The following is a 17,519-nucleotide window of genomic DNA, read 5'->3' on the forward strand; positions in this document are numbered from 1 at the left end:
GCTGGCCTCCAATCCAGCCAGCATCTTGAATCACAAACATCCGGCTTTGGGAATCCTACGATTCTCTCAAAATAGGAATCGCTCTAGATGCGAGCGCGGCCGATCGCCGACCTCGACACCGGTCGCCGTCAACGACCAGTACAGCGTGTGGGTGAAGACACGGCCGAGGCAACCGCGTAGCTCGACCTGGATGTTCTCCACGCCCGGGCCGAAATTCTCCGCCATCGGCCCGGAGATCGGATCCCCCGTCAGCCAACCGTTGCCGCGGTCGAAGATATTGGTCCAGCGCGTCGCAGCAAACACCGCGCCATGATGCACCGCGCGCTGCGGCTTGCCCGAAGAACGGTTGCGCCCTTCCTGATAAAGCAATGTGCCACCGGCCGCCGCTCCCTCGGCGACCGGCGGACATGCCGAGAACAGACGCTCGGCGATGCCGCGTCTGAATTCGGCGAGATTGTGCGTCACCAGAAATTCGCTGTGGGTCAGCGGGCTGCCAAGCGTGACGAAATCGCTGATCTTCCAAGGCCCATGGTTGTCGTCCTTGGTGCGCAGTTGGCGATAGAGTTCCCACTGATGGCGCCTGAAGCCGGCAAGATCGTCCAGGCTGCCGGGCCATGCCGAGCCGGCGACGAGCGTCGCCTTGTCGATGGCGTGGATCGCCTTCAGTTTCGCCTTGTCGCGGATGGCCTCCAGTTTTCGGGGCCTGAAATCGGCCCACAAGATCTGCAGCAGGTCATAGGCGATCATCGACCCGAGGCTGTGCGAGACCAGCACGATGCGATCGTAGGTATCGTCCATCATCAGACACTTCAGCAGCTTCAGACCACGGCTGCGGATCAGAGCCCGCTTCTCGACGGTTGCAGCTTCAGCGCGCACATAGGCCGCGACATCGCCGAAATAGGGAAGGCCAAAACGATCCACTGACCAGATGACGAACGAGGCCAGGATGGTGACGAGCGCGCCGACGGTCCACGAAATTTGCTGCTGCCAAACCGACGTCGCAAGCGCGAGAGCCGCGACCAGAACGATGATGACGGCCAGAAGCGTGACCAGATAGAGCTTTCGGGCGTCGGGTGGTATGTCGGCGGGCTTGCGCCACAGCAGGTTTGTCACCCAGGCGGCAAGTCGGCCCCGCGTCGTGCCCTGCGTGATGTCGGCCCAGTAGAGCTCGTAGAAATCGGTGCGGCGGCCATCGACATCGTAAGGCGTGGTGATCCGGCGAAGTTCGTATGAATTGGTCCGGCTGTCGGGTGTGATCCAGCTCTGGTTGATCTTCGCGCCGGCGGGGTCGGCCGGATCGGCGACATGGGCATAAAACGGCGCGCGACTGGGGTCATGGCTCCAGACGGCGCTGACAAAGCCGCGCAGCGTATCCATCGGCCGCTGTTCGCCCATGCCATGCACGATCACCACCGCCTGGCCAGGCTTGCGCGGCGGTTTTCCGACGGGCGGCGGTGCGATGATGGGGTCGGGCACCAACGTCTCCGTTGACGACAATCCCGCCAGCGAGACGGGAATTCTTCATCGTAGCCTGGAAATCGCCATCAAGCCAAGAAAAAGCCCGACGCGAGCCGGGCGTTCCTTGGCGTGTCTCAAGTGATCGCCGATCAGTGGTCCATCGCCTTGACGATCTCTTCGGTCATTTTCTTGGCATCGCCGAGCAACATCATGGTGCCGTCCTTGTAGAACAGCGTGTTGTCGATGCCGGCATAGCCGGAGCCGAGCGAGCGCTTGACGAACAGGCAGGTGCGGGCCTTGTCGACATCGAGGATCGGCATGCCGTAGATGGGTGAGGACTTGTCGTCGCGCGCGGACGGGTTGGTGACGTCGTTGGCGCCGATGACATAAGCAACGTCGGCCTGCGCGAACTCGGAGTTGATGTCCTCGAGCTCGAACACTTCGTCGTAGGGCACATTGGCTTCGGCGAGCAGCACGTTCATGTGGCCGGGCATGCGGCCGGCGACCGGGTGAATGGCGTACTTCACGTCGACGCCATTGGCCTTGAGCTTGTCGGCCATTTCGCGCAGCGCGTGCTGCGCCTGGGCAACCGCCATGCCGTAGCCCGGCACGATGATGACTTTCTGGGCGTTCATCATCAGATAGGCGGCGTCGTCGGCCGAGCCCTGCTTGACCGTGCGTTCGATGCCGTCGTCGGCCTGAGCTGCCGTCTCGCCGCCGAAGCCGCCGAGAATGACGGAGATGAAGCTTCGGTTCATGCCCTTGCACATGATGTAGGACAGGATCGCGCCGGATGAGCCGACCAGCGCACCGGTGATGATCAGCGCCAGATTGCCGAGCGTGAAGCCGAGGGCCGCAGCTGCCCAGCCCGAATAGGAGTTGAGCATCGAGACGACGACCGGCATGTCGGCGCCACCGATCGGGATGATCAGCAGGATGCCGAGCACCAGCGAGGCGACAACGATCAGCCAGAAGACCAGCTTCGATTCCGTGGTGACCAGCAGCACGATCAGCACGACGAGCGCGATGGCAAGTGCCGCGTTGATGAAGTGGCGTCCGCCGATCATGATCGGCTTGCCCGACATGCGGCCATCGAGCTTGAGGAAGGCGATGACCGAGCCGGTGAAGGTGATGGCGCCGATGGCGACGCCAAGGCTCATCTCGATCAGCGCCTGGGCGTGGATGTCACCATCCGTGCCGATGCCAAAACTTTCCGGCGCATAGATGGCGGCGGCCGCCACCATGACGGCGGCGAGGCCGACCAGCGAGTGGAAGGCGGCGACCAGTTGCGGCATCGAGGTCATGGCGATGCGCCGCGCGGTGACGGCGCCGACGCCGCCGCCAATGGCAAGGCCGAGCACGATGAGGCCGAAGCGGCCCGCTGACGGGGTTGCCGGCGCCAGCGTGGTGGCGATGGCGATGCCCATGCCGATCATGCCATAGAGATTGCCCTGGCGACTGGTGGTCGGATGCGACAGGCCGCGCAGCGCCATGATGAACAGAACGCCGGAGACGAGATAGAGGAAGGACGCGAAGTTGGCGTTCATGGCGCTCTACTTGTCCTTCTTCTTGTACATGGCCAGCATGCGCTGGGTGACGAGGAAGCCGCCGAAGATGTTGACCGACACCAGCATCAGCGCGACGAAGCCGAAGCCCGCGGCAATGCCGGAGGCGGCGATGCCGACGGCAAGCAGCGCGCCGACGACGATGACCGAGGAGATGGCGTTGGTGACGGCCATCAGCGGCGTGTGCAGTGCGGGGGTCACCGACCAGACGACGTAGTAGCCGACGAAGATCGCCAGGACGAAGATGGCGAAGCGGAAGACGAAGGGATCGATGGCGCCCCCGGAGAGCGCATGCGCAGCATCACCCGCAGCGTCTGCACCACCAGGCGCGGTCGCCATGTTTTGCACCGCCAGCCGGACGGCGGCGGAAGCCTGGTCGAGCTGGTCCAGGGCTTTCTGCAGGGTCTGGTCCATCACGCGATCCCTTTCGGCTTCGACGAGGGCGACTTGGAGGCGGCCGCCTTCTTGGGCGCGGCTTTCTTGGGCGAAGCGTCGGCGACCATGGTCTTGGCCGGGATGACGGCAGGCTCAACATATTGGCCCTTTGGCGGCTGCTGATCGGCTTTCACGAAAGCCGGATGAACCACCTTGCCGCCATCGGTCAGCATCGTCGCCTTGACCAGATCGTCGTCGCGGTTGATGGCAAGCGTCTTGGTCGTCTTGTCGACCAGCGTTTCCAGGAAGGCAAACAGGTTTCTGGCATAAAGCAGCGAGGCTGACGCCGCGATGCGGCCGGGCACATTGAGGTGGCCGACGATTTTTACCCCATTGGCCGTTGTCACCACCTGGCCCGGTACAGCGCCCTCGACATTGCCGCCGCGCTCGACCGCCAGATCGACGAGAACCGAGCCCGGCTTCATCGAAGCGACCATCGCCGCCGATACCAGCTTGGGCGCCGGCCGGCCGGGAATAAGCGCGGTGGTGATGACGATATCCTGCTTGGCGATGTGCTCTGATGTGAGTGCCGCCTGCTTGGCCTGATATTCCTTCGACATTTCCTTGGCGTAGCCGCCGGCCGTTTCGGCCGCCTTGAATTCCTCGTCCTCGACCGCAAGGAACTTTGCGCCGAGCGAGGCGACCTGTTCCTTGGCGGCGGGGCGAACGTCGGTGGCGGTGACGACCGCGCCCAGACGCCGCGCGGTGGCGATCGCCTGCAGGCCGGCAACGCCGACGCCCATGATGAAGACCTTCGCCGCCGGCACCGTGCCCGCCGCCGTCATCATCATCGGCAGCGCGCGATCATATTCCGAAGCCCCGTCGATCACCGCCTGATAGCCGGCCAAATTGGCCTGCGAGGACAAGACGTCCATCGACTGCGCCCGGGTGATACGCGGCATGAATTCCATCGAGAAAGCGGTGACGCCGGCCTTGGCAAAGGCTGCCACGGCGGCATCGTTGCCGTAGGGGTCCATGATGGCGATCACAGCCGCGCCAGGCTTGTAGCTCTTCAGCTCGGCATTATCAGGCCGACGCACCTTCAGCACCACATCGGCCTTGGCGACATCGGAGACCTTGCCGATGGCAGCGCCGGCGCTCGCATAGTCGGCATCGATGATGCGCGATTTCAGACCGGCACCGGCCTCGACGATGACGTCGAAGCCCAGCGCCGCCAGCCGTTTCACCGTATCGGGCGAAGCCGCGACGCGCGGCTCGTTGGCATCGAGCTCACGAGGGATGAAAACCGTCTGTCCCACCGCATGATCCTTTCGGCCGGAAGCTATTTCCCGCAAGACGCCGGCCGGCCTCGCGGCGGCGCCATGGACAAGGTGTCGGAAAAATCTATCGGAGGATAAAGGCGCCGACAGCCAGAATCAGCACGAACAGAATGGTCGCCGAGAAGAAGCCGCCCGCGAAGAAGCCGAAGGCCATCGCCAGGAGCAGGGCGCCGCAAAACAGCGAGCCGTACTTGGCCAGCGCGAGGAAGCCCGCATAGGTGCGGTCATGCTCGGCATAGTCCATCTTCGCGCCCAGTTCGACAGGACCGGTCGGCGAATGATCAGCCATAGGAATACCCCTTCGAAGACATCTTTCAGGCACATAGCGAAAAGCCGGGCCGAGAGCAATGGCGCTATTGCCGCACAACAACCGACAACTGCCTCAAAGAAAGGTTGAAGCCGGCTGCCGACGCGCGACGGAGTCCAATCGCTGGATTCCGGTGCTTGATGCGGAAAGATGCTCCGAAGGCGGACGCTTGCGTGGCCTAAGCCGGCGCCTCAGCCGGCTAGATGCGGAAATAGCCCGAGCAACCCGACGACGATCAGATAGAGCGCGACGATGTAGTTCAACAGCCTTGGCATGACCAGGATCAGCACGCCGGCGATCAGCGAGATGAGCGGGGTGAGCGCAAGTGTGGAAATGGTCATGACGGGTTCCCTCAAAAACTTCAGAATCGACCCGGAGCGCTGCTCGTGGCCGCACCCAGAACGCCGAAGTCGCCAAAAGGCTCCCTGTCGGCCCTGCAAAATCGTGTGAATCCTGCCGTATCAGGCGGCTTCGTGATAGTACTTTGCCGTGGGCAGGATGGTCAGCGGCGCGAGTTCTCCGACATGCGGCGTATCGAACAGCATGCGCTGTTCCATTGGCGTCGAGCGGAAGAACGGGAACCGTGAGAAGGACCGCTCGCGGATGGCGTTGACGTCGGCGCGGTAGAGCACGACCTTGTTGAAAACGCCCGGATAGGCGCGCGACTCGCTGATCTTCTCCGAGTAGTAGATACGCTTGTAGAAGCCGGCGTGATCCTCACGAATGGTCGACAGGCAGTAGGGCGCGTTGAAATGGAAGCACGCCATGCCGGCCAGCCGCAGGGTCAAGTAAGGAATCTGCGGGTAGACGCGCGACCATTCGGGATCGGACGCAAAACGGCTGGGGCAGATGAAGCTCAGCCCGTCACGAAGCATCGGCATGACGATGTCGCCAAAGGCCTTGGTGGAAGGCGACATCGGCGTCGCCAAGGTGACGTGATGGATACGCAGCGTGCTGACGAGTTCCTGGTCGATATAGACTCCGAAGCGGTAGACATTCGGTGCCTCGTCGAGCTCATCGTGAATGGTATGGTTTTCGTTGTCGGGAACCATATCGTTCGAGCGATATGACTTGTAGCGGAGGCGGAAGATGTCCTCGAGATCTTCGCCCTTGTCGCAGCGGCGGTACTCTGTCCGCTCAAGCATCGCCGAGACGTTGCGGGCGAAGCTGGACATGGTGTCGGCGGTGTCCTTGCCGTCCTCGCCCGTCACGGGACGAAGCGAACTCAACTGCACAATCATCAACTCAATCCCCGTACATTGCCGCCGCGATCCGACACTACGACAGGGTCCTGGGATGTAAAAGATGAAAATGGGAAGCAGCCCGTTTACCAGTCGTTAAGGTTAACGATTGCTAAAATAAGACTAAACTAGTGCTTTTCTTGATTTTCTGCGTCGCGACGGGGAAAGAGCATATCTCGAACATGACGGGAAGCGGCGGAAATTTTGGCATGGCCCGCGACGTGCAGGGAAACCTCGAGCCTCTTGAAGGAAACAGGGATGGGCTCTCAGTGCCTGGGCACCATGCGCCATACGCCGCAAATCAGCGACGTACCGCCTTTTTGGCGGTCCTGATATCCTTGGCGAAGGGCCATACGGTGTTCGACATCGTCTCGATGCCGGAAGCGCTGAGCGCCGAACCGAACAGGAACCCCTGGACAAGATCAGGCTTGACCTGCAGCGCCAGTATCTTGAGCTGTTCGAAGGTCTCGACCCCTTCGACGGTCACCGAAAGCCCCAGCGGCCGCGACAGGTTGACGATGCCCTTGAGCAGCTCGAGCGAACGGGGATTCTGGGTAACGTCCATCAGGAACGAGCGGTCGATCTTGATCTTGTCGAGCGGCAGCTTGTGCAGGTAGCTCAGGCTCGAATAGCCGGTGCCGAAATCGTCGAGCGCGATGCGCACGCCAAGCTGCTTCAGCTCCTCGATATACTGGCGCGTCAGCGACTTGTCGTCGAGCAGCGCCGTTTCGGTGACCTCGATCTCGAGCCGGCTGGCGGCGAGGCCGGTGCCGGCCAACGCATCGCGAACCTTCTGGATGACATCGCGGCTGCGGAAATCCTTGGCGGAGAGATTGACCGAGACGCTGGTCTGGTCGGGCCATTTGGCGCATTCGGCGCAGGCTGCCTGCAGCACGAAGGTGCTGATCTCGGAAATGATGCCCATTTCCTCGGCCAGTGGAATGAAGATGCTGGGCGAGATCGGCCCGAGATCGGGATGATCCCACCGGCACAGCGCCTCGCAGCTGGCGATGCGCATGGTGCTCATCGCCACGATCGGCTGATAGACCACCCGCAGGCTCTTGCTTTCCACGGCTGTGCGCAGATCCGCCTTCATCAGCTGACGGTTACGGAAAGCGGCATCCATCGAGGCTTCGAACAGCCGCCAGCTGTTCTTGCCGAGCTCCTTGGCCTTGTAGAGCGCCAGGTCCGCCTTGACGATCATGGCGTCGACATCGGTATCCTTGACCCGCGACAGTACCGCGCCGCCGCTGGCCTGGATGCGCAGCCCGTGACCGGCAACGTCGACTTCCCCTTGCAGGCCGGCGAAAATCTCGTCGAGCTGGCTTGTCAGATGGCTCTCATCCTCGACGCGGTCGAAGAAGATCATGAACTCGTCGCCACCGAAACGGCTGACCGTGATATCTTGCCTGGCAATGGCGGCAAGCCGCTCGGCAACGGCATAGATCAAGCCGTCGCCGATCGGATGACCAAGCGTGTCGTTGACGCTCTTGAAATCGTCGAGGTCGAGCACCGCCAGGCCGCAGAGACGATCGCGATCGCCTGATACCATGGCCTCGCCGACCAGTTCATGGAAATAGGCGCGGTTGGGCAGGCCGGTGAGGTTGTCGTAACGTGCCATGAAGCGGATCTTGTCTTCCGCCTCGACACGGGCGGTGACGTCCTCGAAGGTGATGACGCCCAGTTCCTGGCTGCCTTCGCGAGCCGAGAACTCATAATGCTGGCCGTTGGCGAGGGAAACCAGCACCTTGCGGTCGCGGCCCTCGCGCAGGGCACGCGTCAGCTGGGCCTCGATGTAGCGGCAATCCTTGGGCGCCAGCATGCCGCCGGCGACACCGCGCATCAACAGACCATGGATCGACCGGCCGAGCAGCGCATCGGGCGACTTGAGCGACATCAGATGCGCGGCCTCGGCATTGGCCACCGCGACGCGGCCGTCCGGGCCGAGCATGACAAGGCCGTGCGACATGGTGTTGAGCGCCCGGTTGAAGCGCTGGGCGATGCGGTTGGCCTTCTTTTCTTCCGAGACGGCCGCAAAAAGCACATCGCGTACGGTGTTGGCGAATTTCCGGATGGCGAACAGGAACGGCGCCGACAGGAGCCCGAGGAGGACATGGTAGATGTCGCCGCGCAGCAGGAAGCCCAGCGAGATCGGCCAGGTCAAGGCAATGGTCAGGATGGTGACCATGCGTGGCGAGCCGTAGTTGCGGCCGGCGATGGAGGTCGCCGTCGCAAGCGTCAGGCAAACGGAGGCGATTTCGGCGAAACCGTCGCGCGCGAAATAGATGCCGAGCAGGCAGAAGGCGCCAAGCGTCAAGCCATGCAGGGAGCCATAGAGAATGTAGTCATTCTCACGCTTGTGCGCTTCTTCCCAGGTCGTCGGCGAAGGCATGCTGTTGTATTTTCGAAAGTTTCTCATGCGGAACACACCGACGAGAACCATCGAGATGGCGACCAGCAAATACCGCGGATCGCCGTTCTTCCACCAGACAAGGCCGATCAGGAAAGTCTGCGCGAGAATGCCGATCGAAAGCGTCAGCCCGTCGCGAAACAAGGTTTCCACGAACGGAATGTAGACGTCGACCGGAATCTCGTTCTTTTTTCTCAGATTCAACGCCTGAATCCCAACCCTGGGGAGCCAAGCAGTGCCACATCCGCCTTAAGAAAGATTTAGAGAGACCCCCGCGCTCCTGCCGTCAAGCCGAGTGACGTAACGGAAAGCAAGGAAACTGTCGTTCAGGTAAACAAGGCGTATCGATCATTCGGCGGCCTGAAGTTCGGGCCGCGCCGGCGTACTCGACAGGCGTTCGAGCAGCCTTTGGCGTTCGCTCGAAGCCTTGTCGGCGCTGGCTCGACGGACGTGGCCGTAGCCGCGAATGAGGGCAGGCACCGAAGCCAATGCAGCCGCCGCATCGACCCTGGCCGGGGCCAGCGATCCGGCGATGAGCTCCAGATCCGCCTCGTACCGCGCCAGCAGCTGCCGCTCCATGCGCCGTTCGGCGGTGTAGCCGAACAGGTCGAAGGCGGTGCCGCGCAGGCCCTTCATCGCCGCCAGAACCCGAAAGCCCTTCATCATCCACGGACCGAAGCTTGATTTCCTCGGGCTGCCGTCATTGCCACGACGGCCCATGATCGGCGGAGCGAGGTGGAATTCGAGCTTTTCATAGCTCTGGAACTGTTTTCCAAGTTCGGCGACGAAAGAGCCGTCCGTGTAAAGACGCGCCACCTCGTATTCGTCCTTGATCGCCATCAGCTTGAACAGGTTCCTGGCGGCTGCCTGCGCCACCGCAGTCGAACCCGGCACGGCCTTCGCTTCGGCGGCGCGCAAAACGGCCAGCTTTTCGGCATAACGCTTGCCGTAGGCCGTATTCTGATAGGCGGTTAGGAAGGCGACGCGGCGGGCAATGATGTCGTCCAGCGTCTCGGCGATATCCGTGGCCTGGTCGGCCTTTCCAGCCACGGCCGGACCCGGCTGGGCAACGAGCCGGCGCACGAAATCCGGCTGATAGGCAGCACGACGTCCCCAGCGGAAAGCGGCGATGTTCATCGCCACGGCTTCGCCGTTGAGCTCGATCGCCTTTTCGACGGCCTCGGCCGACAATGGCAGGCCGCCGTGCTGGAAGGCAAAGCCGAGCATGAACATGTTGGCGCCGAGCGAATTGCCGAAAAGTGCCGTGGCGGTGCGGGTGGCGTCGAAGAAATGCGCCTTGTCGTCGCCCGCTGCCGCGCGGATCGCCTTTTTCAGCCGCTCTGTCGGCAACGAAAAATCGGCCGAGCGGGCGAATTCGCCGGGCATGATCTCGGCGGTGTTGGCGACGAAGATGGTGTGGCCCTCGCGCACAGCGGTCAGCACCTTCTTGGCGCCCGACACGACGAGATCGCAGCCAAGCACCAGATCGGCCTTGCCGGCCGAAACGCGGATGGCATGGATGTCGTCCGGGGTGCGGGCGATGCGGACATGCGTGAACACCGAGCCACCCTTCTGGGCGAGGCCGGCCATGTCGATCATGCCGCAGCCCTTGTCCTCGAGATGCGCCGCCATGCCAAGCACCGCACCGACGGTGACGACGCCGGTGCCGCCGACGCCATCGATGATCGCCGCCCAGCCCTGCTCGCCAAGCGGGAATTGCGCCGGCACGGGCACGCCTTCCAGCGGATCGGCCTTGCCGGCAAGGCCCTCGGCCTTGCGGATCTTAGCGCCGTGCACGGTGACGAAGGACGGGCAGAAGCCGTTGACGCAGGAGAAATCCTTGTTGCAGCTCGACTGGTCGATCTTGCGCTTGCGGCCAAATTCGGTCTCGACCGGCTGGATCGAGACGCAGTTCGACTGCACGCCGCAATCGCCGCAGCCTTCGCAGACCAGTTCGTTGATGAAGACCCGCTTGTCGGGATCGGGGAAGGTGCCGCGCTTGCGGCGACGGCGCTTTTCGGCGGCGCAGGTCTGGTCGTAGAGCAGCACCGAAACGCCCTTGACCTCGCGCAGCTCGCGCTGGACGAGATCGAGGTCGTCGCGGTGATGGATGGTGGCGCCGGCCGGGAATTCCGCCTTGCCGGCATATTTGCCGGGCTCATCGGTGACGATGGCGATGCGGTCGACGCCTTCGGCGCGCACCTGCCTGGCGATCATGTCGACGGTCAGGCCGCCTTCGTGCGGCTGGCCGCCGGTCATGGCGACGGCGTCGTTGTAGAGGATCTTGTAGGTGATGTTGGCGTCGCTCGACAGCGCGAAGCGGATCGCCAGCGTACCGGAATGGTTGTAGGTGCCGTCGCCAAGATTCTGGAAGATGTGCTCGCGCTTGGAGAACGGCGCCTGGCCGACCCATTGCGCGCCCTCGCCGCCCATGGCCGTGAAGCCGACGGTGTTGCGGTCCATCCACAGCGCCATGAAATGGCAACCGATGCCGGCCGCGGCGATAGAGCCGTCCGGCACCTTGGTGGACGAATTGTGGGGGCAACCGGAACAGAAGAACGGCGTGCGCGAGCCGATGTCGGTGGCCTCGGTGAGCATTGCCTGGAACTGGCGCAGTTTTGCCACCCGCGCCGAAATCTCTTCGGACGGGCCGATGGTCCTGACGATCCTCTCGCCAAGCGCGATGGCGATCTCGTTGGGATCGAGCGCGCCCTTGGCCGGAAACAACCATTCGCCGCGCTCGTCCTTCTTGCCGATAATGACTGGTTGGGTGGCGGTGCCATAAAGGCTTTCGCGCAACTGCACCTCGATCAGCGAGCGCTTCTCCTCGACGACGACAATGGTGTCGAGGCCTTGGGCGAAATCGGCGATGTGATGCAGGTCGAGCGGCCAGGGGCAGCCGACCTTGAACAGCCGCACGCCGATGCGGTTGGCGGCCGCCTCGTCAATGCCGATATCGTCCAGCGCCTGGCGGACATCGAGGTAGCTCTTGCCCAGCGTGATGATGCCGATCTTCGGGTTGCGGCCGCCCGAATAGACGATGCGGTTCAGCCCGTTGGCAAGGATGAAGGCGGAGGCCGCGGCGCGCTTGTGCTCATGCAGCCGCTCCTCCTGGCCGAGCATGTCGATCTCGTGACGGATGTTGAGACCGCCAGGCGGCATGTCGAACTCGGGCACGACGATGTTCAGCCGCTCGAGCGCGGCATCGACCGAGGCGGTCGATTCGATGTTGTCCTTGACGCATTTGATCGCCGCCCATGTGCCGGCAAAGCGCGACATGGCGAAGCCGTAGAGCCCGTAGTCGATGATCTCCTGGACGCCGGCCGGGTTGAGGATCGGCACCATCGTGTCGACGAACAGGAATTCGGTGGCGTGCGCATTGGTCGAGGATTCGGCCATATGGTCGTCGCCCATCAGAGCGAGCACGCCGCCATGCTTCGACGAGCCGGCGAGATTGGCATGGCGGAACACGTCGCCTGAGCGGTCAACGCCCGGCCCCTTGCCGTACCAGACCGAAAAGACACCGTCATGGGTGCCCTCGCCCAGCAGTTCCGTCTGCTGCGCGCCCCAGCAAGCGGTGGCGGCAAGCTCCTCGTTGAGACCCGGCTGGAAGACGATGTCAGCCTGGGCGAGCTGTTTCTTCGCCTTCCACAGCTGCATGTCGAGGCCGCCGAGCGGCGAACCGCGATAGCCGGAGACAAAGCCGGCCGTGTTCAAGCCGGCGCGGCGATCGCGCTCGCGCTGCATCAGCAGCATGCGGATGACCGCCTGCGCGCCGGACAGGAAGATGCGCTCCTTTGCGAGATCGAACTTGTCGTCGAGCGCGACGTCGTGCAGCGTCATCAGGCATTTCCTCTGCGGAGGCCACGCGGGGCAGGCAGCCAACGTCGGGGTCGGATGACGCATCCTTTCTCCCCTTGCAAGGCAGGTCAAACAAAATCGCAGATGCCAGGCAACGCGCAACGAACAGTCCGCGGCCATCCTGAATAGGGTATGAAACGGTCCGCGGACATTGCCCGGCGCACGAAAATTTCAGCTGCGGCCCGGATGGCCAAGACGCGTCAGCCGCCCTTCGAGCAATCCGGCTTCGGTTCGCCCGGCAGCTTGCCGTCGGGATGGCCGACGAGATCGGGATTGGCGGTGTAGAGCTGGTCGATGACCAGCGGCCGATCGGGCAGGATCGACTGGTCTTCCGTCGACATCAGCGTGGTGTCGATCTTCTGCAGGACCGCGCCGTCGGCGCCCTTGATGCTGATGGCAATCGCATAGGGCTTGTTCTTGACGACGCAGGTCAGTGCCGGGCTCTCCAGCGTCACCTTGTCGAGCTTTGGCCAGACCTTCTGCTCGACCACCAGAGGTGCGCCGCCGGCGGGATCCTGGAAGCTGGCGACCGCCACCTGGCCCTCTCCCATCGGCTTCAGCGGCCGCAGCGTCACGACATAGGTCGCCCTGGCGAGGCGGTAGTTGAAGACGAATATCTTGCCGGAAATCTCGAACAGCTTGCCTTCGTCGCTGCCGGTATCGCGGCAGGCGCCGAGCGCAACGGCCGCGACGAGTGCCGCGCCGACAAGGATCGAACGGGAAAGGCCGTTACGCATTCCTGACCTCATTTTCCGCGATGCGACGGCGACGATAGTGACGGCTTGCCTTCTGCCTGTTGCCGCACACCGCCATGTCGCACCAAAGGCGGCTGGAATTGCGGCTTCTGTCGACGAACAGCCAGGTGCAGTTGGGACAGATCCTGAGCCTCGCGACTGTGTCGTCGCGCAGAAGCGACAACGCCGAAACCGCCAGTGCCGCCTCGAAGGCGATCGGCGTCAGGGGATCACCGAACGGCCTCCCCGGCGCACCGATCTCGGTCCGGCTGCCGGCAAGGCCATCGGCGCAGGCTCTCAGGAATCCGGGCAGATCAGTGGTGGCAACCGCGCCCTTCGACGCCGCATCACGAAACAGCCGGTCCGTCGCCTCGCGGATCGACAGCACGACGGGCGCGATCACCACCGCCGAGGATACCGCCAGCGGCCTGTCGCCAAGTTCGGCGGCGCGAAAGCGGCTCGCCGCGTCGGCGAAGCGGGCAATCTCGGCCGGATCGTCGAAACGGTCAAACGTCCGCTCCGGATCGCCGCGCAACACGACGGTGTTCGCCGTGTCGAGCGCAAGCAGGCCGCCGGTGAAGCGATGCGGGGTCCAGGATACCGTCATGCCAAAAATCTAACCGATAAATCGTATTTGACAAGTTAGATTCAGCGATGCAACCTCACTCCGGGATGCGGCGGTCTCCGCAGCCTTTTGAGCATGTCGTTGGCCAGAACCGCTTCGCACTTTTGGGCGGCATGCTTCGAGGTTTTGCATGCTCTATTTCTTCCAGCAGGTGCTGAACGGGCTGCATTCGGGCGCGCTTTATGCGCTGCTCGCCTTTGGTTATGTGCTGACCAACGGCATCCTGCACCGCACCAATCTCGCCTATGGCGCATTGTTCGCCTTTTGCGGCCAGACGATGATCCTGACCGCGGCCTTCGGCTATCAGGTGCTGTGGCTGACGCTGCTGGCGGCGGTGGCGCTCGGCGTCGTCGCTGCGTTCCTCTATGCCGCGCTGATCAGCCACGTGCTGTCGCGCAGTGTCTTCGAACCTTTGGCCGATCGCACGCCCAATGCAATCGTGGTGACGACGCTCGGCATCCTGCTGCTGCTGTCCGAAGCGAGCCGCATCGCCGCCGACACGCATGATCTGTGGCTGCCGCCGATGCTGGCGCAGCCCATCGTTTTCGCGCAGGGCGCGACCTTCAAGGCAACGCTGACGCTCATCCAGATCATCGACTGCGCCGTGGTGGTGGCGGCAATCGCGCTGGCCAGCCGGGCTTTTGCCCGGTCGAGCTTCGGCCGGCGCTGGCGTGCCGTCTCCGACGACCCAAAGGCAGCCGCGATGTGCGGCGTCGACGTACGCGCGGTGTTCCGGCACGCGGTGCTGTTCGGCGGCTTCTGCGCCGCGCTGGCCGGTGTCATGGCCGGGCTCTATTACGGCAATGTCAGCTTCGGGTCGGGCCTCGTCTACGGGCTGAAAATCCTGTTCGTGACGGCGGTCGGCGGCTATCTCTCGCCACCGCGCGCAGCACTCGGCGCGGCCGCCTTCGGCATGGCCGAATCGCTGTGGGCCGGCTATTTCCCGGTCGAGTGGCGCGACGCGTGGATGTATCTGTTCCTGGTCACGACGCTGATCCTGATCGGCGCCGGCCGCGACACCGGCAAAATCGCCTGAAAAGGTCAGACTTTGGTTGCATGACGCCAGGGCAGATCGCCGGTATCGGGCACTGTCTGCCATGCGATGATATTTGCTGCCTCTATGCTTGTTGACCCGTCAGTCCACGCGCGGCATACCGTTGGACCACGCGGCGTGACGGACAAAAAAGGGGGGAGCCGGCACGCCTCCGGTACAAGGGAGGAAATGCATGGCAGGGCTGCTCGCTCTATCCAGGACTATTGATCGCGCCAACGAATTCATCGGCAAATGGATATCGTGGCTGATCCTGCTGGCGGTCCTGGTGAGCGCCGCCAACGCCATTATCCGCAAGGTGTTCGACATATCCTCGAACGCCTGGCTCGAGCTGCAGTGGTATCTGTTCGGCGCCGCCTTCATGCTGGCCGCCGCCTATACGCTGAAACAGAACGAACATATCCGCATCGACGTCGTCTACGGCCTGTTTTCACGCCGCGTGCAGCACTGGATCGACCTGCTCGGGCATGTCTTCTTCCTGATGCCGTTCGTGACGCTGATGGTGATCTATTTCGTGCCCTATGTGTCGCTGTCGTTTCGCAGCGGCGAGATGTCCAACAATTCCGGCGGTCTGATCATCTGGCCGGCCAAGGCCATCCTGCTCATCGGTTTTTTCCTGCTCGCGCTGCAGGGCATCTCCGAAATCATCAAGAAGATCGCCATCATGCGCGGAGACATGGACGACCCCAATCCCTTCATATCGGTGCATGAGCAGGCCGAACTTGAAGCCAAGGCGCTGGCCGACGAGGTGCGCTCGTGATGGAGTTCATCGCGCAGAACATGGCGCCGATCATGTTCGCCTCGCTGATCATCTTCCTGCTGATCGGCTACCCCGTCGCTTTTTCGTTGGCCGCCAACGGCTTGATGTTCTTCTTCATCGGCGTGCTGCTGTCGCCTTATTCCGGAGGATCGATCAACCTCGCCTGGCCGCTCCTGCACGCATTGCCGGATAATTTCTACGGCAGCCGGGTGATGTCGAACGACACGCTGCTGGCCATCCCGTTCTTCACCTTCATGGGCATCGTGCTCGAGCGATCGGGTATGGCCGAAGACCTGCTCGACACGATCGGCCAGCTGTTCGGGCCAATCCGCGGCGGCCTTGCCTATGCGGTGATCTTCGTCGGCGCGCTTTTGGCGGCGACCACCGGCGTGGTGGCGGCTTCCGTCATCGCCATGGGCTTGATCTCGCTGCCGATCATGCTGCGCTATGGCTATGACCGCCGGCTCGCATCCGGTGTCATCGCCGCCTCCGGCACGCTTGCCCAGATCATCCCGCCGTCGCTGGTGCTGATCGTGCTTGCCGACCAGCTCGGCCGCTCGGTCGGCGATATGTACGCGGGCGCGCTGATCCCGGGCCTCGTGCTCACCGGCCTCTATATGTCCTACATCCTGATCATGTCGATCATCCGGCCGAACTCGATGCCGGCGCTGCCGCTCGAGGCCCGTACACTCGGCCATGGCGTGATGTCGCTGCTGGTGGCTTTGCTGGTCACATCAGCGGTTTCCTACGCGGCGTATCGTTATCTGGCGCCGGCGCATGGCGACAATGCCGACATTCTCGGCGCGACTGCCGGAGTGCTGTTCATCTACATCGTGGCCATTGCCGACAAACGCCTGAACTTCAACATGATGTCCAGGCTCGCGCAGCAGGTGATCATCGTGCTGATCCCGCCACTGGCGCTGATCTTCCTGGTGCTGGGCACCATCTTCCTGGGCATCGCCACGCCGACCGAAGGCGGCGCCATGGGCTCGGTCGGCGCCTTGTTCATGGCGGCGGCCAAGGGGCGCTTGTCGCTTGACGTCGTCAAGCAGGCGCTGGCCTCGACGACAAGGCTGTCCTCCTTCGTGCTGTTCATCCTGATCGGCGCACGGGTGTTCTCACTGACCTTTTACGGCGTCAACGGCCACATCTGGGTCGAGCACCTTTTGACGTCGCTGCCGGGCGGCGAGGTCGGCTTCCTGATCGGCGTCAACATGCTCGTCTTCTTCCTCGCCTTCTTCCTCGACTTCTTCGAATTGGCGTTCATCATCGTACCGCTGCTGGCGCCCGCCGCCGACAAGCTCGGCATCGACCTGATCTGGTTCGGCGTGCTCCTGGGCGTCAACATGCAGACCAGCTTCATGCACCCGCCCTTCGGCTTCGCGCTGTTCTACCTGCGTTCGGTGGCCGCGCGCGTGCCCTATCTCGATCGTCTCACCGGCAAACAAATCGCGCCGGTGACCACCGGACAGATCTATTGGGGCGCCGTGCCCTTTGTCTGCATCCAGGTGATCATGATCGGGTTGACCATCGCCTTTCCGCAAATGGTGATGCACTATAAGGGAACGACCGTCGATCCGGGAACCATCGATTACAAGGTGCCGGAGGTGCCCGGCCTGTCGCCGCTCGGCACGCCGCCGGCGGATGGAGCGGCGCCCGCTGGTAGCGGCACGGCGCCGGCAGCTCCTGACCTTTCGCAACCGCCCAGTTTCGGCGATCCGACACCGGCAAAGCCGGCAGCGCCACAGCCTGACCTGTCGCAACCGCCAAGCTTCAACTGAACCGGCATGGT

The 17,519-nt window shown here is 63.1% G+C and carries 14 protein-coding genes; 3 read left to right on the forward strand and 11 right to left on the reverse strand.

Annotated elements, in window-relative coordinates; genetic code table 11:
* Window positions 1–66: 66 nt before the first annotated feature.
* The 11 genes from X735_RS139775 to X735_RS139730 all read right to left on the reverse strand — a co-directional run bounded on the left by X735_RS139775 (window position 67) and on the right by X735_RS139730 (window position 13,898).
* Window positions 67–1,476, reverse strand: coding sequence for a hypothetical protein (locus X735_RS139775; RefSeq protein ID WP_245273295.1), 1,410 nt, complete (start codon window positions 1,474–1,476; stop codon window positions 67–69).
* Between the two features lie 131 nt (window positions 1,477–1,607).
* On the reverse strand, window positions 1,608–3,005 hold the full coding sequence (locus tag X735_RS139770; protein WP_023813593.1) for an NAD(P)(+) transhydrogenase (Re/Si-specific) subunit beta: 1,398 nt from the start codon (window positions 3,003–3,005) through the stop codon (window positions 1,608–1,610).
* Window positions 3,006–3,011: 6 nt separating this feature from the next.
* Window positions 3,012–3,440 (reverse strand): proton-translocating transhydrogenase family protein, encoded by a 429-nt coding sequence (locus tag X735_RS139765; protein ID WP_023813594.1) that lies wholly within the window; start codon window positions 3,438–3,440, stop codon window positions 3,012–3,014.
* Complete coding sequence (locus X735_RS139760; protein ID WP_023813595.1) at window positions 3,437–4,717, reverse strand: Re/Si-specific NAD(P)(+) transhydrogenase subunit alpha; 1,281 nt, start codon at window positions 4,715–4,717, stop codon at window positions 3,437–3,439. The genes X735_RS139765 and X735_RS139760 overlap by 4 nt, the downstream gene beginning before the upstream one ends.
* Before the next feature lie 85 nt (window positions 4,718–4,802).
* Window positions 4,803–5,027 carry an aa3-type cytochrome c oxidase subunit IV gene (locus X735_RS139755; protein ID WP_013528204.1) on the reverse strand — a complete coding sequence of 75 codons (225 nt, stop codon included), beginning with the start codon at window positions 5,025–5,027 and terminating at the stop codon, window positions 4,803–4,805.
* 209 nt (window positions 5,028–5,236) lie between these two features.
* Entirely contained in the window at window positions 5,237–5,386 is a 150-nt protein-coding gene (locus tag X735_RS1000000168140) for a DUF3096 domain-containing protein (protein WP_013528205.1), read from the reverse strand.
* A 120-nt stretch (window positions 5,387–5,506) separates the two neighbouring features.
* Window positions 5,507–6,286 carry a hypothetical protein gene (locus tag X735_RS139750; protein ID WP_023813596.1) on the reverse strand — a complete coding sequence of 260 codons (780 nt, stop codon included), beginning with the start codon at window positions 6,284–6,286 and terminating at the stop codon, window positions 5,507–5,509.
* 301 nt (window positions 6,287–6,587) lie between these two features.
* Window positions 6,588–8,900 carry an EAL domain-containing protein gene (locus X735_RS139745; RefSeq protein ID WP_023813597.1) on the reverse strand — a complete coding sequence of 771 codons (2,313 nt, stop codon included), beginning with the start codon at window positions 8,898–8,900 and terminating at the stop codon, window positions 6,588–6,590.
* A gap of 144 nt (window positions 8,901–9,044) precedes the next feature.
* Entirely contained in the window at window positions 9,045–12,539 is a 3,495-nt protein-coding gene (locus X735_RS139740) for an indolepyruvate ferredoxin oxidoreductase family protein (RefSeq protein ID WP_023813598.1), read from the reverse strand.
* A 218-nt stretch (window positions 12,540–12,757) separates the two neighbouring features.
* Entirely contained in the window at window positions 12,758–13,294 is a 537-nt protein-coding gene (locus tag X735_RS139735) for a hypothetical protein (RefSeq protein ID WP_023813599.1), read from the reverse strand.
* A complete protein-coding gene (locus tag X735_RS139730) occupies window positions 13,287–13,898 on the reverse strand; it encodes a CGNR zinc finger domain-containing protein (protein WP_023813600.1) in 612 nt (203 codons plus the stop codon). The genes X735_RS139735 and X735_RS139730 overlap by 8 nt, the downstream gene beginning before the upstream one ends.
* A 148-nt stretch (window positions 13,899–14,046) precedes the next feature.
* Here X735_RS139730 and X735_RS139725 point away from each other — a divergent pair, with 148 nt between their 5' ends.
* The 3 genes from X735_RS139725 (at window position 14,047) to X735_RS139715 (ending at window position 17,508) form a co-directional block, all read left to right on the forward strand.
* Window positions 14,047–14,952 carry a branched-chain amino acid ABC transporter permease gene (locus tag X735_RS139725; protein ID WP_023813601.1) on the forward strand — a complete coding sequence of 302 codons (906 nt, stop codon included), beginning with the start codon at window positions 14,047–14,049 and terminating at the stop codon, window positions 14,950–14,952.
* A 190-nt stretch (window positions 14,953–15,142) separates the two neighbouring features.
* The gene (locus tag X735_RS139720) at window positions 15,143–15,727 is read left to right on the forward strand and encodes a TRAP transporter small permease subunit (RefSeq protein WP_023813602.1); all 585 of its coding nucleotides are present in this window, start codon (window positions 15,143–15,145) and stop codon (window positions 15,725–15,727) included.
* Entirely contained in the window at window positions 15,724–17,508 is a 1,785-nt protein-coding gene (locus tag X735_RS139715; protein WP_023813603.1) for a TRAP transporter large permease subunit, read from the forward strand. The genes X735_RS139720 and X735_RS139715 overlap by 4 nt, the downstream gene beginning before the upstream one ends.
* Window positions 17,509–17,519 lie beyond the last annotated feature (11 nt).

It is taken from the genome of Mesorhizobium sp. L2C084A000, assembly GCF_000502875.1.
Classification (GTDB): Bacteria; Pseudomonadota; Alphaproteobacteria; order Rhizobiales; family Rhizobiaceae; genus Mesorhizobium.